Consider the following 19806-nt stretch of genomic DNA (forward strand, 5'->3'; position numbering starts at 1 on the left):
CGGCTGAGCGGAGACCCTCATGCACGTACCCGACGGATTCATCGACGCACCCGTTTCGGCCGCCGCCGGCGTCCTCGCCGCTGCCGCCGTCGCGGTGAGCCTGCGCGGCGCCCGCCGCGAACTGGGCGCCCACGGACCGGGCCAGGACGGAACGGGCCAGGACGGGCCGGACACCGCGCCCGGCGCCGAGCGCACCGCGCCCCTCGCCGGCCTGGTCGCCGCCTTCATCTTCGCCGTACAGATGCTCAACTTCCCGGTCGCCGCCGGGACCAGCGGACACCTGCTGGGCGGCGCGCTGGCCGCGATCCTGGTCGGCCCGTACACCGGCGTGCTCTGCGTCTCCGTCGTGCTGCTCATGCAGGGCGTCCTCTTCGCGGACGGCGGGCTGACCGCGCTCGGCGTGAACATCACCGACATGGCGGTGGTGACCGTCCTCGTCGCGTACGGGATCTTCCGCGGTCTGGTCAAGGTGCTGCCGCGCGGGCGCCGCGCGGTCACGGTCGCGACCTTCGTGGCCGCCGCGGCCTCCGTACCGGCCGCCGCCGTCGCCTTCACCGGCCTGTACGCGCTGGGCGGCACCACCGACGTGCCGCTCGGCACCGTCTTCGCGGCGATGACCGGCGTCCACGTCCTCATCGGCCTCGGCGAGGCCGCCATCACCGCGCTGACCGTCGGCGCGGTCCTCGCCGTGCGCCCCGACCTGGTGTACGGGGCGCGCGGGCTGTCCGAGCCGCTCCAGCTGCGGAGTTCTCCCGTGGCCCGGCCCGCGGCGCAAACGACGGCGCGGGAGGATGCCGGGGAGCCGGAACCGAAACCGGAGCGGGAGCCGGAACCGGCGGCGGCGCCGCGGCCCGTCGCCGCCCGCCGCACCACCCGCCGCCTCTGGCTGGCCGGCGTCGCCGTCGCGCTCGTCTGCGCGGGCGGCCTCAGCTACTACGCCTCCACCAGCCCGGACGGCCTGGAGAAGGTCGCCCAGGACCAGGGCCTGGACGCCAAGGCCGAGGAGCACGCCGCGAAGGACTCGCCGCTGGCCGACTACGGCGTCAAGGACATCGCGGACCCCCGGATCTCCGGCGGGCTCGCCGGGGTGATCGGCGTGGGCGCGACGCTCGCCGTCGGCACCGGCGTCTTCGTCGTCGTACGGCGCCGCCGCGGCGCGGCCCGGGACGCCGCTGCCGGGGACGCACCGGCGCCCCCGCGGCACACCCCGGAATCGGCCTGAGATGGGCGCCGGGCACGCCCACAAGCTCTACCGGCACGCGCCCTCGCCGGTGCACGCGCTGCCGCCGCACTGCAAGATCACGGCGGTGCTCTGCTTCGTGCTGACCGTCGTCGCCACCCCGCGCACCGCCCTGTGGGCCTTCGCCCTGTACGCGCTGCTGCTCGCCACGGTCGCCGCGGCGGCCCGGGTGCCCGCCGGGTTCCTGCTCAAGCGGCTGCTCATCGAGGTGCCGTTCGTGGCCTTCGCCGTCCTGATGCCGTTCGTCGCCGCCGGGCCGCGGGTGCCCGTCCTGGGGCTCTCCCTGAGCGAGCCCGGGCTCTGGGGCGCCTGGAACATCCTCGCCAAGGGCACGCTCGGCGTCGCCGCCTCCGTCCTGCTCGCCGCCACCACCGAACTGCGCGGCCTGCTGCTCGGCCTCCAGCGGCTGCGGATGCCGCCGCTGCTCGTCCAGATCGCCTCCTTCATGATCCGGTACGGCGACGTCATCGCCGACGAGCTGCGGCGGATGCGCATCGCCCGCCTCTCCCGCGGCTTCGAGGCGCGCGGCGTACGCCACTGGGGTGTCCTCGCGAAGTCCGCAGGCGCCCTGTTCATCCGCTCCTACGAGCGCGGCGAACGGGTCCACCTCGCCATGGTCAGCCGTGGCTACAGGGGCACCCTGCCGGCACCGGACGCCGTCGCCGCGACCGGCGCCCAGTGGACCCGCGCCGCCGCCCTGCCCGCCGCCGCCCTCGTCGTATGCCTCCTGGGATGGACGCTGTGAACAACCCCGTGACCACGCTCGCCGACGGGTCCGCACCGGCTCCCGCGCCCTCCCTGGAGGTCGCCGGGCTCGCCTACGCCTACCCCGACGGCCACCAGGCCCTCTTCGGCGTCGACCTGACCGTGGCGCGCGGCGAGCGGGTCGCGCTGCTCGGCCCCAACGGCGCCGGCAAGACCACCCTCGTCCTGCACCTGAACGGCATCCTCACGCCCGGCGCCGGCACGGTCACGGTCGCCGGGCTGCCGGTCACCCGGCGGCACCTCGCCGAGATCCGCCGCCGCGTCGGCATCGTCTTCCAGGACCCCGACGACCAGCTGTTCATGCCCACCGTCCGGGAGGACGTCGCGTTCGGGCCCGCCGCGGCCGGGCTGCGCGGCGCCGATCTCGACGAGCGGGTCGCCGAGGCGCTCGGCCGGGTCGGCATGGCGGAGTACGCCGACCGCCCGCCGCACCATCTCTCCTTCGGCCAGCGCCGCCGGGTCGCGGTCGCGACCGTGCTCGCGATGCGCCCCGAGATCCTCGTCCTGGACGAGCCGTCGTCCAACCTCGACCCCGCCTCGCGCCGTGAACTGGCGGACATCCTGCGGAGGTTGGACGTGACGGTGCTGATGGTCACGCACGACCTGCCGTACGCGCTCGAACTGTGCCCGCGCGGCGTCGTGCTGTCCGGCGGCGTCCTCGCCGCCGACGGGCCCACACAGGAACTGCTGAGCGACGCGGACCTGATGGCCGCCCACCGGCTCGAACTGCCCTTCGGATTCGACCCGCGGTCTGTGACGATCCCCACGCCCTGACGGCGCCCCCGGACACCGCGTCCGCCGGCGCCCGTGGTCACCAGCACTGATCCGCGCGTTGCACCATTGATAGGTCACAAACGCGACGGATGAGTGGGAAGCGGGAAACAGTGGTGGACGTCCAGGGCGCGGTCGCGGACGGCTTCGAGCCGGTCCGCGACGCCTTCGCGGCCAACTTCGCGCGGCGCGGCGAGCGCGGCGCGGCTGTCGCCGTCTACCGGCACGGGCGCAAGATCGTCGACTTGTGGGGCGGGAGCCGGGACGCCGACGGCGACCGTGGCGCCGAGGGGGCCGCCGAGGCCGGGCACGCGCCGGACGCCGGCGCCCCCTGGCAGGAGGACACCGCCCAGGTCATCCGCTCCGCCACCAAGGGCGTCGCGGCCGTCGTCCCCCTCCTCCTGCACCAGCGCGGCCTGCTCGACCTGGACGCGCCGGTCGGCACGTACTGGCCCGAGTTCAAGGCCGCCGGCAAGGACCGCGTGCTGGTCCGCCACCTCCTCTCGCACCGCGCCGGCCTGCCCGTCCTGGACACCCCGCTCACCCCCGAACAGGCCCTCGACGGCGTCAGCGGCCCCGCCGCCCTCGCCGCCCAGGCCCCCGCCTGGACGCCCGGCGCCGACCACGGCTACCACGCCCAGACCTACAGCTGGCTGCTGGCCGAGCTGGTCCTGCGGGTCACCGGCCGCACCATCGGCACCTGGATCGCCGACGAGATATCCGGGCCCCTCGGCCTGGAACTGTGGGTCGGCGCCCCCGCCGACGCGCGGGCCCGCGCCGGCCGCCTGGCCGACGTCGAGGCACCGCCCCCGCCCGCCGCGGCCGGGCTGCGCGTCCGCCCCAAGCGCGACGTCGCGGACGCCTACCGCGACCCCGCCTCCCTCACCCGGCGCGCCTTCGGCGCCATCACCCCGGCCCCCGACGAGAACGCCGACGCCTACCGCGCCGCCGAACTCCCCGCCTCCAACGGCATCGCCACCGCCCGCGCGCTGGCCCGCTGCTACGCCGCGCTCATCGGCCCCGTGGACGGCCACCCCCGCCTCTTCGCGCCCGCCACGCTCACCCTGGCCCGTACGGAGGAGTCGGCCGGCCCGGACCGCACCCTCGTCGTGAACACCCGCTTCGGCCTCGGCTACATGCTGCACGGCCCCGCCTCGCCGCTGCTGGCCCCCGGCTCCTTCGGCCACCCCGGCCGCGGCGGCTGCCTGGCCTTCGCGGACCCCGAGTCCGGTACGGCCTTCGGCTACGTCACCAACGGCATGCAGCAGAACGTGACGGCGGACCCGCGGGCCCAGGCGCTGGTACGCGCCCTGCGGGCGGCGCTGGACGGCTGAGCACGCGGCGCACGTGTCGCGTGTGGCTCCCGGGGCACCCGTACGTCCCGACGACCCACCACCGGTGAAGGAGCCGACATGGCCGACCAGCGCAGGACGAAAGACCCCCGGGAAGCCGGACCGGCCCAGGACCGGCCGGAGCCGCGGCGGAGCGAGCGGGACCGCAGCGCCGAGGAGGTCAACGCGGACCAGCCGTCCGTACGCGGCGAGAAGCCGAAGCGGGCGCCGAAGCGGTACTGACCCGGGCCCGCGGCGCGGTACCGGCCGGGCCCTCCCGGCGGTCTGTTGCCCGTGGGACTCGTGCGCCAAGGTGGGCGCATGAGGCGATTCGACGGTTACAGCGCACTGATCACCGGGGCCGGCCGGGGCATCGGCGAGGCCACCGCCCGGCGGCTCGCCGCCGAGGGCGCGCGGGTCCTGGTCACCGACCTGGACGGGGACCGGGCCGAGAAGGCGGCCGCCCGCATCCGGGAAGACGACGCCGTACGCGGCCACGGCGGCACCGCCGAAGCACTCGCCTGCGACGTCGCGGACCGCACCGCGGCCGAGGCCGCCGTCGCACACGCCGTACGGCGCTTCGGCGGGCTCGACGTGCTGGTCAACAACGCCTACCGGTGCATGCCCGACCCGCCGCGCTTCGAGGACCACCGGGACCAGGACTGGGCCGGTGACCTGGACATCACCCTCGGCGGCGCGTTCCGCTGCGCCCGCGCCGCCCTGCCCCACCTGGCCGCCGCCGGCGGCCGCGGCGCGATCGTCAGCGTCGGCTCGGTCAACGGCGAGCAGAACTTCGGCAACCACGCCTACAGCGCCGCCAAGGCCGGCCTGGCCTCCCTCACCCGCACCCTCGCGGGCGAGGCGGCCGGACGGGGCGTCCGGGTCAACCTGGTCGCGCCGGGCACGGTCGACACCCCCAACTGGGGCGACCGCCCCGAGGCCCTGGAGCGCGCCGCGGCCGAATACCCTCTGGGCCGCGTCGGCCGCCCCGAGGACATCGCCGCCGCCGTGGCCTTCCTGGCCTCCTCCGACGCCGCCTGGATCACCGGCGTCACGCTCCCGGTGGACGGCGGCATCCTGATCGCCAACACGTCCCTGGGCAGGGCACTGCGCGGCGACCCGGCCCAGGGCTGATCCGAAAGACAGGGCCTAGCGCAGCATCAGTGCGATCCCCGCCACCATCAGGCCCGCCGCCACCAGGCGCGGCGCGCCGAAGCGTTCCTTGAAGAACAGGGTGCCGATGGCGGCGCCGACGATGATGGAGGACTCGCGGAGGGCGGCGATGGGGGCCAGGTGCGCCCGGGTCTGGGCCCACAGGACGAGTCCGTAGGCGAGGACGGAGAGGACACCGCCGGCCAGGCCGTGCAGGGCCACCGGGCGCAGCTGGGTGAGCAGGGCGCGGCGGCGGGTGGCCAGCGCGTAGGCGGGGATGGCCAGGCCCTCCAGGATCATCAGCCAGGCGATGTAGCCGAGCGCGGTGCCGGAGGCGCGGACGCCGACGCCGTCGACGGTGGTGTACGAGGCGATGGCCAGGCCGGTGGCGAGCGCGGCGACCAGGGCCGGCCAGTGCGGTTTCGTGCCGGAGCCGCGGATGCCCCACAGGGCGACGCCGACCAGGCCCGCCGAGGCGAGCGCCACCCCGGCCAGCCCCCACGCGTCCGGCACCTCGCCGACGAAGACGGCGGCCAGGACCGTGACGACGAGCGGCGCGGTGCCGCGCGCGATGGGGTACATCTGCCCGAACTCGCCCAGCCGGAACGACTGCATCAGCAGGACCTGGTAGACGACGTGCAGGACGGCGGAGGCGGCGAGCGGCGGCCATGCGCCGGCCGCCGGGAGCGGTGTGAAACAGGCGATCACGGCACCGCAGAGCGCACCGCCGCCGCCGACCAGGGTGAAGGCGAGCAGCTGGTCCTTGATGTTGTGGGCGATCGCGTTCCAACTGGCGTGCGTGACGGCGGCGACCAGGACCGCGGCGACGACCAGCGGGCTCATGCGGCCCGCCCGCGTATGCCGGCCGTCCGGCTCCGGGCCTGCGGGGCCGGCGGGCGGGGCGCGTGGTGACCGTACGGGAAATGGCGCATGACCCGCACGCTAGCTGTAGCTGTACGGGCCATGCGACGGTGCGCGGGAGGGGGGTGTGCGAGATCACCCGGGGCGGGGCCGCCCCGGGCCGGGAGGGGCGCCCGGGCCCGGGAAGCGGCCGGTCCCGGGCCGGGTGGGGGCTCAGCCCGCCGAGAGGATCGAGCGGACGACCGGTCCGGCGTTCGAGCCGCCGTGGCCGCTGGCCGGGACGACGGCCGCCGCGGCCAGGTCGCCGCGGTAGGCGGTGAACCAGGCGTTCGGCTTCTCCTGGCCGTCCACCTCCGCCGACCCGGTCTTCGCGCCGATGTCACCGCTGAGCCCGGACATCGCCTCGGCCGCCGTACCGGAGGTGGCGGTCAGCTTCATCAGGGACTTCAGCGCCGACGCGGTGTCCGGCTTCATCGCGCGCGGGGCCTTGGCCAGGGCCCGGCCGTCCAGCGCGGGCGCGACGACGTACGGCTGGTGGAAGCCGCCGTTCTGCACGGTCGCGGCGACCGAGGCGACGGTCAGCGGGTTCATCCGCACCCCGCCCTGCCCGATCAGCGAGGCGGCCATCTGCGCGTCGCTCTGCACCGGCACCGCGCCGTCGAAGGTGGGGATGCCGGTCTGCCAGTTCAGGCCGATGCCGAAGACGTCCCGGGCCTGCTTCGTCAGGTCGTCGTTCCGGAGCTTGGGCGCCATGGAGATGAAGGCGTTGTTGCAGGACGCGGCGAAGCTCTGCGCGAAGGTGCCGTTCTTGATCTCCGTCTTGTTCAGGTTCTGGAACTTCCAGCCGCCGACCGTCACGAACTTCTCGCACGGGTGCGGCTTGTCCGGCGCCGTCAGCCCCTTGTCGATCAGCATCGAGGCCGTCACGATCTTCATCGTGGAGCCGGGCGCCAGCGAGCCCTGGGTGGCCGTGTTGAAGCCCTTCTCCGGCGAGTTGGCGATGGCCAGGATCTCGCCCGTGCTCGGCTTGAGGGCCACCGCGGACGCCTTCGGCTTGCCCTTGACCGCCTTCTCCGCCGCCGACTGCACCGAGGCGTCCAGCGTGGTCTTCAGCGTGCCGGGCGTGCCCTTGGAGAGCACCTTCAGCGTCTCGTCGGGCTGCTTGGTCGTGCTGTCGCCGGCCCGGTCGACGAACAGTTCGACGCCCGGCTTGCCGTCCGTCTTCTTGCCGTACTTGTCGCGCAGGCTGTCCAGCACCCCGGCCAGCGCCGGGTGCGCCTCCTTCGTCAGCTCGGCGCCGTTGCGGTCCACGGCCTTGATGGGCGGCGCCTGCGACTCGCCGGTCCGCAGCACGTCGCCCTTGCCCAGCTTGGGGTGGAGGACGCTCGGCGCCCAGGCGACGCGCGGCTCACCGGTCTCCGGGTCGCGCTTGACGGTCAGTGAAGTGCCGTAGGAGTAGGGCACCTTCATGTCCTTGTAGGAGATCCGGGCGGCGACCGTGTAGGCGACCTTGTCGCCGGTGGCCTTGCCGGGGGTCACCTTCAGGTCCGTGAAGTGGGTCTGCTTCGGGTACGCGGCGAGGGCGGCGCCGGCCGCCTTCGCGTCGTCCGTGAGCGCGGCGGCCTTGTCGGCGGTCCCCGCCTTCCAGGCGTCCAGGAACTTCCCGGCGGTGCCGGTCACTTCCGCGGCGGACAGCGGACCGGACTTCACCTGCGGCGCGCCGCCGGGCTTGCCGTCCTGGGCCGCGCGGACCTGCTGGGGCCGCTCGTCGTCGCCGGAGCCGCCCAGCAGCGTGTAGCCGCCGACGCCGCCCGCGACGAGGGCCACCGCCCCGCCGATCAGCCCGTATCTCACCTCACGGCGCATGTCGCCGATCCCCTCCCGAATCCTCGTTCTTCAGCACGCACACAAGAACGTGCAGCGCACTCTATGGGACACGGGGTACGGGGGTGAGTCTCGGCCCTGTGACGCGTGCGACGCCGGTGGCGCCCACGGGTCCCGGGCCGCGCCGTGCGCCGTGCCTAGACCCAGGTGTCGAACCACATCCGGTTGTGCCAGGCGCTCTTGGGGATCGGCTGGCCCGTGTAGAGCGGGTAGAAGTAGATGAAGTTCCAGATGATGAGCAGGACGAGCACCCCGGCGCCGACCGCGCCGACCGCCCGCCGCCGTTCCCCCGACCCCGGCGGACCGAGGATCGCCCCGATCATCATGGCCAGTGCCAGGCACACGAACGGCACGAACACCACCGCGTAGAACAGGAAGATCGTGCGGTCCTGGTAGAGGAACCACGGCAGATAGCCCGCCGCGATGCCGCAGGCGATGGCGCCCGCCCGCCAGTCCCGCTTGAAGGCCCAGCGGTAGAGCACGTACAGGAGCGCGAAGCAGCCCGCCCACCACAGCAGGGGCGTGCCCAGCGCGAGCACCTCCCGCGCACAGCCCTCGGCCGCCGTGCAGCCGTCATGCCCCATCTTGGGGTCCTCGTAGAAGTACGAGACGGGCCGGCCCTGCACCAGCCAGCTCCACGGGTTCGACTGGTAGGTGTGCGGCGTGGACAGGCCCTTGTGGAAGTCGTAGACCTCGGTCTCGTAGTGCCACAGGCTGCGCAGCCAGTCCGGCAGCCACGTCCAGCCCGACGCACGCCCCTCGGGGCTGGTGGCCCAGTCCCGGTAGTAGCCGCCCTTGGTGACCAGCCAGCCGGTCCACGTCGCCAGGTACGCGGCCATCCCCACCACGACGGTCGAGACGAAGGCGGGCAGCAGGTCGCGCCGCAGCACCGCGCGCACCGGGTGCCGGGCGCCCGCGGTGCGCCGCCCGGCCACGTCCCACAGCACCATCAGCACGGCGAACGCCGCCAGGTAGTACAGGCCGTTCCACTTGCTCGCGGCGGACAGGCCCAGGCACAGCCCGGCCGCCAGCCGCCACGGCCGCCACCCCAGCCGCAGCCGGTCGCCCACCGCCTCGTCCGGCCGCGCCAGCCCGTCCGCGCCGACCGGCAGCGCCGCCGCCAGCCGGGCCCGGGTGCGGTCCCGGTCCACCAGCAGACAGCCGAACGCCGCCACCACCCAGAACATGACGATGAGGTCCAGCAGCGCGGTGCGGCTCATCACGAAGTGCAGGCCGTCCACCGCCAGCAGCACACCCGCCAGGCAGCCCAGCGCGGTCGAGCGCAGCAGCCGGCGGCCGATCCGGCAGACCATCAGCACCGACAGGGTGCCGAGCAGCGCGACCATGAACCGCCAGCCGAAGGGGTTCATCCCGAAAGCCCATTCGCCCAGTGCGATCATCCACTTGCCCAGCGGCGGGTGGACGACGTACGAGCGCTCGGGCGAGAGCAGGATCTCCTGGGGGTGGGCGACCAGCGCGTCGTTGGCGTTCTTCGCCCAGGTCCCCTCGTAGCCGTACTGGAGCAGCGACCAGGCGTCCTTGGGGTAGTACGTCTCGTCGAATATCACCTTCGCCGGGCTGCCCAGGTTCCAGAACCGCAGCAGGCCGGCGAAGAGCGCGACCAGCAGCGGCCCGCCCCAGCCCGACCAGCGCGCCAGCCGGTCCGCGGCGGCCGGGCCCAGGCCCAGCACCGACCACACCCGCGTCCCCGGCTCGGGGAACGCCGGCACCAGGCGCTCGCGGGCGTCGGCCTGGGGAGCCCCGGTGTATCCGAACCGGCGCAGCCTGCGCTGCCACCGGCGGGGCTGACCGGCGAGCTCCTCGGCGCGGTGGGCGTCTGTCGCGGTGTCACTCGTCACCGGCCCATCGTAGGGAAGCGGCCTGTGCGGGACGCGGGGGCGGCACGGCCGGGTCCGGCGCGGCCCGCCGCCGGAGCACGGCGGGCCGTACGGCTGGGAGGATGGGGGCGTGACTGGAACGCTGGTACTTGCAGGGACGCCCATCGGCGACGTCGCGGACGCGCCGCCGCGGCTCGCCGCCGAACTGGCGGCGGCCGAGGTGATCGCCGCCGAGGACACCCGGCGGCTGCGCCGCCTGACCCAGGCGCTCGGCGTGCACACGACCGGCCGCGTCGTGTCGTACTTCGAGGGCAACGAGGCGGCCCGCACGCCCGAGCTGGCCGACGCCCTCGACGCGGGCGCCCGCGTCCTGCTCGTCACCGACGCCGGCATGCCCTCCGTCTCCGACCCCGGCTACCGGCTGGTCGCCGCCGCCGTCGAGCGCGGCGTCAAGGTCACCGCGGTGCCCGGCCCCAGCGCGGTGCTCACCGCGCTCGCCGTCTCCGGCCTGCCCGTGGACCGGTTCTGCTTCGAGGGCTTCCTGCCGCGCAAGGGCGGCGAGCGCCGCTCCCGGCTGCGCGAGGTGGCCGACGAGCGCCGCACCCTCGTGTACTTCGAGGCCCCGCACCGCCTGGACGACACCCTCGCCGCGATGACCGAGGTCTTCGGCGCCGACCGCCGCGCCGCGGTCTGCCGCGAGCTGACCAAGACGTACGAGGAGGTACGGCGCGGGCCGCTGGAGGATCTGGCCGCGTGGGCGGCGGAGGGCGTACGCGGCGAGATCACCATCGTCGTGGAGGGCGCCCCGCAGACCGGCCCGCAGGACCTCGGCCCGGACGAACTCGTACGCCGCGTACACGTCAGGGAGGAGGCCGGGGAGCGTCGCAAGGAGGCCATCGCGGCCGTCGCCGCCGAGACCGGTCTGCCCAAGCGCGAGGTGTTCGATGCCGTCGTGGCGGCAAAGAATGCGGCGCGGACGGGACCAGCGGAAGGTAAATGACTAGCCTGGAAAGTAAAACGTGGGCCGCGCAGCCGGGCGCATTCTCTACACCCCGCCAAATCTGTGCCAACAGGTAGGAGGCCCTGCTGCGCCACCGCCGGGAAAGGCGTTCCCTGGGAGGTGGGACGTTCGTCCCCGGAGACCTTGTCCAGCGGGCAAGAGGAGCGGCTATGAGTGACATCGCGCGTACGCCGGGCATCACCACCGGCGCCCACCCCATCCCCAGGACCGACCCCCCGGCGCACGAGGCGTACGCCTTCGCGTGCATGCGGTGCGGCCACGGCTGGGAGCAGTCGTACGAAATACGGCACCACGTCGACGCGGACGGGCGCGCACACTGTGTGTACTACGCGGACGGCGAGCGCGTACCCTCCCCCCTGACCCGGCCCACCTGCCTGAACTGCGGCGGCAACGTCGTGCGCATCATGCGGGCCGGACAGGTCTCGATGGTCTCCCGGGCGCTGGCCGGCCTCTACGAGCAGCCCTCGGCGGGCGCCGCCGAAGGCCACGCGGGCGCGGGCGCGGGAGCCGTACCGCAGCAGAACGAGCGCACCGACGGCGACGGCACGGCGGACGGGCACCGGGAACGCCACCACTGGCACCTCGCGGACCTGCTCCACCCCTTCCAGCACCACCGCAGGTGAGCCGGCCGCCGCGGTCCCCACGGGTGGCCGTCACCGGCCCCTCGTAGGATCGCGGCCATGAGCAGGAGCACCAAGGACGCGCCGCCGCCGCTGCCCGAACCGCTTCGGGTGGCGGTGGCGGACTCGCACACACATCTGGACATGCAGGAGGGCTCGGTCGAGGACGCCCTCGCCAAGGCCGCCTCGGTCGGCGTCACCACCGTCGTCCAGGTGGGCTGCGACGTGAACGGCTCGCGCTGGGCCGCGGAGACCGCCGCCGCGTACGACGCGGTGCACGCGACGGTCGCGCTGCACCCCAACGAGGCGCCGCGGATCGTGCTCGGTGATCCGGACGGCTGGTCGCGGCAGGGAGCCCGCGAGGCCGGCGGGGACGCCGCCCTGGACGCGGCGCTCGCCGAGATCGACGCGCTGGCGGCACTGCCGCACGTCCGCGGCGTCGGCGAGACCGGTCTGGACCACTTCCGTACCGGACCGGACGGCATGGCCGCCCAGCAGCGCTCCTTCCGCGCCCACATCGAGATCGCCAAGCGGCACGGCAAGGCCCTGGTCATCCACGACCGGGAGGCCCACGACGACGTGTTGCGCATCCTGCGCGAAGAGGGTGCCCCGGACCGCGTCGTCTTCCATTGCTACTCGGGCGACGCCGAGATGGCCAAGATCTGCGCCGAGGCCGGGTACTACATGTCCTTCGCGGGCAACGTCACCTTCAAGAACGCCCAGCCGCTGCGCGACGCGCTGGCCGTCGCCCCGCCCGAACTGGTGCTCGTGGAGACCGACGCGCCCTTCCTGACGCCCGCGCCGTACCGCGGACGGCCTAACGCCCCGTATCTCGTTCCGGTCACGCTGCGGGCCATGGCCGAGGTCAAGGGGATGACGGAGGACGCGCTGGCCACCGCCGTGGCCGCCAACACGGAGCGCGCCTTCGGCCGCTGAGCGGCACCCGGGGAGCGGCGCGGCAGGATAGCGCGACGACACTGTGTAGCGGGTCCGCTTTGGAGAGTCACCGGCGCTCCGCTACATTCCGGCCCCACAACCCCGACTCGTGGCATGTGGAGCGTCGTGACTCATTCGCAGGGCAGCCACCGCGTCGCGCACGGCGGATACGGACCGGGCGCCGAGCCGCGGGACGGAGCCGTCGAGGCCCCCGATCCGTACGGGAGGTACGCGCCGTACGGGGAGTACGGCGCGTACGGAACGTACGGGGCGTACGGCGAACACGGGACGTACGACGTGTACGAGGCGTACGGCTCCGGCGCGTACGGTTCGGGCGCTTACGGAGCGGGTGCGTACGGGACGGGCGCGTACGACCGGTACGAGCACGCCGGCCCGCAGCGCCACGACGCGACACAGCGTCATGACGCGACGCAGCGGCACGACGTCGTGCCGCCGCAGGAGACGCCCGGCGGGTACGCGGGCCCCGGCGGGAGCGAGGCGCCGGAGGCACCGGCGCCCGCCGTCTCCGAGGTGCCCGCCGCCCCGCCGGGGCGGGTGCCGCACCAGGGGCCGCTGGTGCCGCTGCGCGACGACCTCGCCGAGGTGACGACCACCCCTCCCCGGGGCGGCCGGGCCGCCGCCCGGCGGGCCGCCCGCGGCACCGCCCACCGCCGCGGCATGGCCGACCGCCTCGGCACCGTGGACCGCCGGGGCGCCGACGGCCCCGAAGCGCGCCGCCGGCTGCTGCCGCAGGCCCTGGTCGTGGCCTTCCTCGCCGGCGGCACGTCCGCGTTCATCGCCCACGACAAGGCCGTCCGCATCGACGTGGACGGCGAACCGCGCACCCTGCACACCTTCGCCGCCGACGTCGGCGACCTGCTCGCCGACGAGGACGTGGAGGTCGGCGAGCACGACCTCGTCCGGCCCGCCGCCGACGCCGAGCTGACCAGCGGCGACCAGGTCGTCGTCCGCTACGGGCGGCCGGTCCGGCTCACCCTGGACGGCGAACGCCGCGAGGTCTGGACGACCGCCGAGACCGTCGGCGGCGCGCTGCGCCAGCTCGGGGTGCGCGCCGAGGGCGCCCATCTGTCCGCCGACCCCACCCGGCCCATCGGCCGCAACGGCCTCGACCTGGACGTACGCACCGAGCGCAGCGTCACCTTCCTCGCCGACGGCCGCGAGCACACCGTCCGCACCAACGCCGCCACCGTCCGCGAGGCCCTCGACCAGGCGGGCATCGTGCTGCGCGGCGAGGACACCACCTCCGTGGCGCCCGAGTCCTTCCCGCGCGACGGCCAGACCGTCTCCGTCCTGCGGATCACCGGCGCCGAGAAGGTCCGCGAGGAGATCATCCCGTTCGAGACGGTCAAGAAGGCCGACCCGACGCTGTTCAAGGGCACCGAGACGGTCGTACGGCAGGGACAGCCCGGCATCCGGCGCCTCACGTACGAGGTGCGCACGGTCAACGGCGTCCAGCAGAAGCCGAAGAAGGTCGGCTCGGAGGTCGTCCGCGTACCGCGCGACCGGATCGTGCACGTCGGCACCAAGCAGGTGCCGCCGCGGGTCGCCGGCGCCGACCACCTGAACTGGGGCGCGCTCGCCCAGTGCGAGGCGGGCGGCCGGCCGGACGCGGTGGACGCCTCCGGCACGTACGGCGGGCTCTACCAGTTCGACACCAGCACCTGGCGCGGCCTGGGCGGGAGCGGACGGCCGCAGGACGCGCCCGCCCGGGAGCAGACGTACCGGGCCAAGAAGCTGTACATCAGCCGGGGGGCCAGCCCCTGGCCGGTGTGCGGGCGCAGGCTGCACGACTGAGGGGCTGCGGGTGCGTGGGGCTCCGGCGGCGGGTGCGGCTGCGTGGGGCTCCGCCGGGCAGGGCTGCGGGTGCGTGGGCGGTGGCCGCGGCGCGCCGTAAGCTGCACGGGTGAGCAACAGCAGTCCCACCGACGAGCCCGGCCCTCTCCTGGGCGCCGCCGACATCCGCGAACTGGCCGCGGCGCTGGGCGTACGTCCCACCAAGCAGCGCGGCCAGAACTTCGTCATCGACGCCAACACCGTCCGGCGCATCGTGCGCACCGCCGAGGTCCGGCCGGACGACGTCGTCGTCGAGGTCGGCCCCGGGCTCGGCTCGCTGACCCTGGCGCTGCTGGAGGCCGCCGACCGGGTCACCGCCGTCGAGATCGACGACGTACTGGCCGCCGCGCTGCCGTCCACCGTCGAGGCGCGGCTGCCCGCCCGCGCGGACCGCTTCGCGCTCGTGCACAGCGACGCCATGCTCGTGCGGGAGCTGCCCGGGCCGGCGCCCACCGCGCTGGTCGCCAACCTCCCGTACAACGTCGCGGTGCCGGTGCTGCTCCACATGCTCGCGACGTTCCCGACCATCGACCGCACCCTGGTCATGGTGCAGTCCGAGGTCGCCGACCGGCTCGCGGCCCGGCCCGGCAACAAGGTCTACGGCGTGCCGTCGGTCAAGGCCAACTGGTACGCGGAGGTCAAGCGGGCCGGGGCCATCGGGCGCAACGTCTTCTGGCCCGCGCCGAACGTCGACTCCGGGCTGGTCTCGCTGGTCCGCCGCGAGAAGCCCGTCGAGACCACCGCGAGCCGCGACGAGGTCTTCGCCGTCGTGGACGCGGCGTTCGCGCAGCGCCGCAAGACGCTGCGGGCGGCGCTGGCCGGGTGGGCCGGGTCCGCGGCCGCGGCCGAGGCCGCGCTGGTCGCCGCGGGGGTCTCGCCGCAGGCGCGGGGGGAGTCGCTGACGGTGGCGGAATTCGCCCGTATCGCCGAGAACCGGCCCGGCCACGAGGGGCCCGGCCACGAGGGGAGCGCCGCGTGACCGACCGGTCCGCCGTCACCGTCCGCGTACCCGCCAAGGTCAACGTCCAGCTCGCCGTCGGTGGCGCGCGGCCGGACGGGTTCCACGACCTGGCCAACGTCTTCCTGGCCGTCGGGCTGTACGACGAGGTCACGGCCACGCGTGCCGCGTCCCTCCGCGTCACCGCGACCGGGCCCGACACCGACCGTGTCCCGCTGGACCGTACGAACCTGGCCGCGCGCGCCGCGGAGCTCCTCGCGGCGCGGTACGGCATCGCGCCCGATGTGCACCTGCACATCGACAAGGACATTCCCGTCGCGGGCGGCATGGCGGGCGGCAGCGCGGACGCGGCGGGCGCGCTGGTGGCGTGCGACGCTCTGTGGGGCACCGGTGCCTCGCGCGACGAGCTGCTGTCGATCTGTGCCGAGCTGGGCAGCGATGTGCCGTTCTCGCTGGTGGGCGGGGCGGCGCTGGGGCGCGGGCGCGGTGAACTGCTGACGCCGCTGGAGGTGGGCGGGCCGTTCCACTGGGTGTTCGCGGTGGCCGACGGGGGGCTGTCGACGCCGGCCGTGTACCGGGAGTTCGACCGGCTGAACGCGGGGGTGGACGTGCCGGAGCCGGAGGCGTCGCCCGCGCTGCTCGGTGCGCTGCGGGCGGGGGACGCGGGGGCGCTGGCCGGTGTGCTGTCCAACGGCCTTCAGGCTGCGGCGCTGTCGTTGCGGCCGTCGTTGGCCGCGACGCTGGAGGCGGGGGTGGCGGCTGGGGCGCTGGCCGGGCTGGTGTCCGGGTCCGGGCCTACGACGGCGTTCCTGGCGAAGGACGCGGAGGCCGCCGGGGTGGTGGCGGAGGCTTTGGCGGCGTCCGGTACTTGCCGGGCTGCGCGGGTGGCGGTGGGGCCGGTTCCGGGGGCGACCGTGCTCTAGGGCGCGCGTTTCGCCTACGGTTCGGTGGGTGGGTGCCCGGGGCCCCTCTACGGGGTCTCTCCCCCAGCCTCCGGCCGGGGGGAACCCCTACGGCGCCGTTGAGCCCTCGCGGGCGTTACCTGCCGCGTCCAGCAGCAGCTGCACCGCTGCCTTGCCCGCGGCCAGTGCCGCCTCGACGTTGGTGGGGCGGCAGCGGTTGGTGGCCGGATCGTACTCGGTCATGATCGTGCCAGCATGATCCGTGGGGAGTTCGGTGTAGGTGACCGGGTGGCCTGCCTGGCGCAGTGCCTCCGCCATCGTCTGGGAGTGGGCTGCGGGGATCACCGTGTCCTTCCCGCCGTGCAGCAGGTGTACGGGCGCGGTGGGGAACCGGCCCTCGGCCAGGTCGGCCAGGGGCGAGGTGCCGGTGGTGCGGGCGGGGAGGTCGTAGCGGCCGGAGAGGGCCAGTACCGCGGTCGGGGGGTGGCCCGCGGTGAGGGCCGGGTGGAGGGCTGTCGCCAGGGCGGCGCCCGCGCCGGCCGACCAGCCGGCGAGGGTGAGGGCACCGCCGGTTTCCTCCTGGGCGAAGGTGCGGGCGAAGGCCAGGGATTCCAGGAGGTGGCCGCGGCCGTCGTCCGCGGCGTCGGAGCGCCAGTCCGGTACGAGGACCGTCAGGCCGTGGGCCGCGGCGGTACGGGCCAGCGGGCGCAGGACGTCGCGTTCGTCGGGGCCGGTGCCGTGCCACAACAGGACGGTGTGGGCGGTGGGCGGTCCGCCGGTGGGGCGGTGGATGTCCAGCTGTTTGCCGCTGGGGCCGTAGGTGCGTGTGTCCGTTGCCATGGGCGCACGGTATCCGGCGGTGTGGGCGTGCCGACTAGGCTGGGAGGCCGACCGATCCGAAGTGCAGGAGCGATATGGCCGTCAACCTCGTCAATCTGGAAGCCGTGGGCAAGGTGTACGGGACGCGTGCGCTGCTCGACGGCGTTTCCCTGGGTGTCAATGAAGGGGACCGGATCGGCGTCGTGGGGCGCAACGGCGACGGCAAGACCACCTTGATCCGGATTCTCGCCAAGCTGGAGAGCGCCGATGACGGGCGGGTCACGCACAACAGCGGGCTGCGGCTGGGGGTGCTGACCCAGCACGATTCGCTGGACCCGGCCGCGACCGTGCGGCACGAGGTGATCGGCGATCTCGCGGATCACGAGTGGCGGGGCAACGCGAAGATCCGGGACGTGCTGACGGGGCTGTTCGGCGGGCTGGATCTGCCGGGGCTCGGGCAGGGGCTGGACACGGTGATCGGGCCGCTGTCCGGTGGTGAGCGGCGGCGGATCGCGCTGGCGAAGCTGCTGATCGCCGAGCAGGATCTGATCGTTCTGGACGAGCCGACGAACCATCTGGACGTCGAGGGGATCTCCTGGCTCGCCGGGCACCTGCGGGCCCGGCGGTCGGCGCTGGTCTGTGTCACGCACGACCGGTGGTTCCTGGACCAGGTGTGTACGCGGATGTGGGACGTGCAGCGTGGTGACGTCCATGAGTACGAGGGCGGGTACAGCGATTACGTGTTCGCCCGTGCCGAGCGGGAGCGGATCGCGGCCAGTGAAGAGGCCAAGCGGCAGAACCTGATGCGCAAGGAGCTGGCCTGGCTGCGGCGGGGGGCTCCGGCGCGGACCAGCAAGCCGCGGTTCCGTATCGAGGCGGCCAATGAGCTGATCGCGGACGTACCGCCGCCGCGGGACACCGCGGAGCTGATGCGGTTCGCCAACTCGCGGCTGGGCAAGACCGTCTTCGACCTGGAGGACGTGACCGTCCAGGCCGGGCCGAAGGTGCTGCTGAAGCATCTGACCTGGCAGCTCGGGCCGGGCGACCGGATCGGGCTGGTGGGGGTGAACGGCGCGGGCAAGACGTCGCTGCTGCGGGCGCTGGCCGAGGCGGCGCGGACGGGCGGTGAGGCGCAGCCGGCGGCCGGGAAGATCGTGGTCGGCAGGACGGTGAAGCTGGCCTATCTGTCGCAGGAGGTCGCGGAGCTGGATCCGGCGCTCCGGGTGCTGGAGGCGGTGCAGCGGGTGCGCGAGCGGGTCGATCTGGGCAAGGGCCGGGAGATGACCGCGGGGCAGCTGTGCGAGAAGTTCGGTTTCACCAAGGAGAAGCAGTGGACGCCGGTCGGCGACCTGTCGGGCGGTGAGCGGCGGCGGTTGCAGATCCTGCGGCTGCTGATGGACGAGCCGAACGTGCTGTTCCTGGACGAGCCGACCAACGATCTCGACATCGAGACGCTGACGCAGCTGGAGGACCTGCTGGACGGCTGGGCCGGGTCGTTGGTGGTCATCAGCCACGACCGGTATTTCGTCGAGCGGACCACGGACCGGGTGTTCGCGCTGCTGGGCGACGCGACCCTGCGGATGCTGCCGCGGGGGCTGGACGAGTACCTGGAGCGGCGGCAGCAGGTGATCGACGCGGCGGCGCCGGCGCCGGCCCCGGTGGAGGCCGCGCCGAAGCAGAAGCCGGCCGCCGTCACGCGGGCGGCGCAGAAGGAACTCCAGAAGATCGAGCGGCAGCTGGACCGCATCGGGGAGAAGGAGTCGAAGCTGCACGCGCAGATCGCGGAGCACGCGACGGACTTCGAGAAGGTGGCGGGGCTCGACGCCCAGTTGCGGGAACTGGTGGGGGAGCGGGAGGAGCTGGAGATGCGGTGGCTGGAGCTGGCGGAGGACGCGTAGCGGATGGTGTGTTCCGCCGGTGGCATATGACCAGCTCTGGCGCCTCTCCTGTCATAAACAGCCAAGAAGGTGTGCGTAACTGAACCTGATTGGCCGGGATTTCAGCGTTGCGGCAGGCTTCTTCCCCTGAGGGGGCGCGCAATGTCGAACAAGCGTGTAGCTTCCGGGGACAAGGGGCCCGGCGGGGGCCGGGGGGGCTGGGCTCGCCGGGGAATTGGGGGGTTGCTGCAATGGGCGTGCGGCTGATGGTGGTCGACGATCACCGACTGCTCGCCGAGGCACTCGCCTCGGCCTTGAAACTGCGCGGGCACCGCGTGCTCGCGGCGGCCGCCCCGAGCGCCGGGGCGGCGGACCTGGTGGTGAGCCGGGCGCCGGAAGTGTGCCTGCTGGGCACGGCGGCTCCGGCCGAACCGGGCGCCTTCGACCCGGTCGTACGGATCAAGAAGGAGCGGCCGCAGGTCGCGGTGGTGGTGCTCGGGCCGGTGCCCAATCCGCGGGGCATCGCCGCCGCGTTCGCCGCGGGCGCTTCGGGATACGTACGGCACGACGAGCGCATCGAGGGCGTGGAACGCGCCATGATGAAGGCGCGGGCGGGCGAGGCGGCGATTGCGCCGCAGTTGCTCCAGCAAGCCTTCGAGGAACTGCTGCACCCGGCCGCGCAGCCTGATGACGAGGGTGCCCGGCTGCTGCAGATGCTCACTCCGCGCGAGGTGGAGGTGCTGGTGCGGGTCGCGGAGGGCGAGGACACCCGGCTGATCGCGGCGGGCATGGGCATCGCGCCGAGTACCGCCCGTACGCATGTGCAGCGGGTGCTGATGAAGCTGGGCGTCGGCTCCCGGCTGGAGGCGGCGGCACTGGCGGCCCGTACGGGGCTGCTGGACCGGGCGGCGACGCGGGGCGCGGGCGCGCGCGAGGCGGCGGGGGCCGAGGCCGACCCGCCGCCGTGACGGGCGCCG

Annotated in this window: 18 protein-coding genes; 14 read left to right on the forward strand and 4 right to left on the reverse strand. The window is 74.2% G+C overall.

The features are described from left to right. Nucleotides 1–19: 19 nt before the first annotated feature. The 6 genes from ACH4FX_RS02265 (at nucleotide 20) to ACH4FX_RS02290 (ending at nucleotide 5241) form a co-directional block, all read left to right on the forward strand. Nucleotides 20–1222, forward strand: coding sequence for an energy-coupling factor ABC transporter permease (locus tag ACH4FX_RS02265; RefSeq protein WP_398474286.1), 1203 nt, complete (start codon nucleotides 20–22; stop codon nucleotides 1220–1222). A gap of 1 nt (nucleotide 1223) precedes the next feature. Next, on the forward strand, nucleotides 1224–1985 hold the full coding sequence (gene cbiQ / locus ACH4FX_RS02270) for a cobalt ECF transporter T component CbiQ (RefSeq protein ID WP_398474287.1): 762 nt from the start codon (nucleotides 1224–1226) through the stop codon (nucleotides 1983–1985). Then, on the forward strand, nucleotides 1973–2779 hold the full coding sequence (locus ACH4FX_RS02275; RefSeq protein ID WP_398474288.1) for an energy-coupling factor ABC transporter ATP-binding protein: 807 nt from the start codon (nucleotides 1973–1975) through the stop codon (nucleotides 2777–2779). The genes cbiQ and ACH4FX_RS02275 overlap by 13 nt, the downstream gene beginning before the upstream one ends. Nucleotides 2780–2868: 89 nt before the next feature. Further along, nucleotides 2869–4110: a serine hydrolase domain-containing protein gene (locus tag ACH4FX_RS02280; protein ID WP_398474289.1), complete on the forward strand. Its 1242-nt coding sequence runs from the start codon at nucleotides 2869–2871 to the stop codon at nucleotides 4108–4110. Between the two features lie 78 nt (nucleotides 4111–4188). After that, on the forward strand, nucleotides 4189–4350 hold the full coding sequence (locus tag ACH4FX_RS02285) for a hypothetical protein (RefSeq protein ID WP_398474290.1): 162 nt from the start codon (nucleotides 4189–4191) through the stop codon (nucleotides 4348–4350). 78 nt (nucleotides 4351–4428) lie between these two features. After that, nucleotides 4429–5241 (forward strand): SDR family NAD(P)-dependent oxidoreductase, encoded by an 813-nt coding sequence (locus ACH4FX_RS02290; RefSeq protein WP_398474291.1) that lies wholly within the window; start codon nucleotides 4429–4431, stop codon nucleotides 5239–5241. A gap of 15 nt (nucleotides 5242–5256) precedes the next feature. On the opposite strand, the gene ACH4FX_RS02295 is transcribed toward ACH4FX_RS02290, so the two are convergent. The 3 genes from ACH4FX_RS02295 to ACH4FX_RS02305 form a co-directional block, all read right to left on the reverse strand. Continuing rightward, complete coding sequence (locus tag ACH4FX_RS02295) at nucleotides 5257–6102, reverse strand: EamA family transporter (protein ID WP_398474292.1); 846 nt, start codon at nucleotides 6100–6102, stop codon at nucleotides 5257–5259. A 231-nt stretch (nucleotides 6103–6333) separates the two neighbouring features. Next, complete coding sequence (locus ACH4FX_RS02300; RefSeq protein WP_398474293.1) at nucleotides 6334–7986, reverse strand: penicillin-binding transpeptidase domain-containing protein; 1653 nt, start codon at nucleotides 7984–7986, stop codon at nucleotides 6334–6336. 155 nt (nucleotides 7987–8141) lie between these two features. Further along, nucleotides 8142–9863: a dolichyl-phosphate-mannose--protein mannosyltransferase gene (locus ACH4FX_RS02305; RefSeq protein WP_398474294.1), complete on the reverse strand. Its 1722-nt coding sequence runs from the start codon at nucleotides 9861–9863 to the stop codon at nucleotides 8142–8144. Between the two features lie 109 nt (nucleotides 9864–9972). On the opposite strand from ACH4FX_RS02305, the gene rsmI reads away from it, so the two are divergent. The 6 genes from rsmI to ACH4FX_RS02335 all read left to right on the forward strand — a co-directional run bounded on the left by rsmI (nucleotide 9973) and on the right by ACH4FX_RS02335 (nucleotide 16154). Then, nucleotides 9973–10842 carry a 16S rRNA (cytidine(1402)-2'-O)-methyltransferase gene (gene rsmI, locus ACH4FX_RS02310; RefSeq protein WP_398474295.1) on the forward strand — a complete coding sequence of 290 codons (870 nt, stop codon included), beginning with the start codon at nucleotides 9973–9975 and terminating at the stop codon, nucleotides 10840–10842. Between the two features lie 170 nt (nucleotides 10843–11012). Beyond that, nucleotides 11013–11486 (forward strand): hypothetical protein, encoded by a 474-nt coding sequence (locus ACH4FX_RS02315; RefSeq protein ID WP_398474296.1) that lies wholly within the window; start codon nucleotides 11013–11015, stop codon nucleotides 11484–11486. A gap of 57 nt (nucleotides 11487–11543) precedes the next feature. Continuing rightward, nucleotides 11544–12419 carry a TatD family hydrolase gene (locus tag ACH4FX_RS02320; protein ID WP_398474297.1) on the forward strand — a complete coding sequence of 292 codons (876 nt, stop codon included), beginning with the start codon at nucleotides 11544–11546 and terminating at the stop codon, nucleotides 12417–12419. Nucleotides 12420–12545: 126 nt separating this feature from the next. Then, entirely contained in the window at nucleotides 12546–14234 is a 1689-nt protein-coding gene (locus ACH4FX_RS02325; protein WP_398474298.1) for a ubiquitin-like domain-containing protein, read from the forward strand. A gap of 109 nt (nucleotides 14235–14343) precedes the next feature. Next, entirely contained in the window at nucleotides 14344–15252 is a 909-nt protein-coding gene (gene rsmA, locus ACH4FX_RS02330) for a 16S rRNA (adenine(1518)-N(6)/adenine(1519)-N(6))-dimethyltransferase RsmA (RefSeq protein ID WP_398474299.1), read from the forward strand. Continuing rightward, nucleotides 15249–16154 carry a 4-(cytidine 5'-diphospho)-2-C-methyl-D-erythritol kinase gene (locus tag ACH4FX_RS02335; protein ID WP_398474300.1) on the forward strand — a complete coding sequence of 302 codons (906 nt, stop codon included), beginning with the start codon at nucleotides 15249–15251 and terminating at the stop codon, nucleotides 16152–16154. Before rsmA ends, ACH4FX_RS02335 begins: the two co-directional genes overlap by 4 nt. Before the next feature lie 87 nt (nucleotides 16155–16241). Here the strand turns inward: ACH4FX_RS02335 and ACH4FX_RS02340 are convergent, their stop codons facing one another. Next, complete coding sequence (locus ACH4FX_RS02340; protein WP_398474301.1) at nucleotides 16242–16973, reverse strand: alpha/beta hydrolase; 732 nt, start codon at nucleotides 16971–16973, stop codon at nucleotides 16242–16244. 74 nt (nucleotides 16974–17047) lie between these two features. On the opposite strand from ACH4FX_RS02340, the gene ACH4FX_RS02345 reads away from it, so the two are divergent. Next, entirely contained in the window at nucleotides 17048–18850 is a 1803-nt protein-coding gene (locus ACH4FX_RS02345) for an ABC-F family ATP-binding cassette domain-containing protein (protein WP_398474302.1), read from the forward strand. Nucleotides 18851–19080: 230 nt separating this feature from the next. Next, the gene (locus tag ACH4FX_RS02350; RefSeq protein WP_398474303.1) at nucleotides 19081–19797 is read left to right on the forward strand and encodes a LuxR C-terminal-related transcriptional regulator; all 717 of its coding nucleotides are present in this window, start codon (nucleotides 19081–19083) and stop codon (nucleotides 19795–19797) included. Nucleotides 19798–19806: the final 9 nt, after the last annotated feature.

This window comes from Streptomyces sp. NPDC018019, assembly GCF_044327805.1.
In the GTDB taxonomy this organism is placed as follows: Bacteria; Actinomycetota; Actinomycetes; order Streptomycetales; family Streptomycetaceae; genus Streptomyces.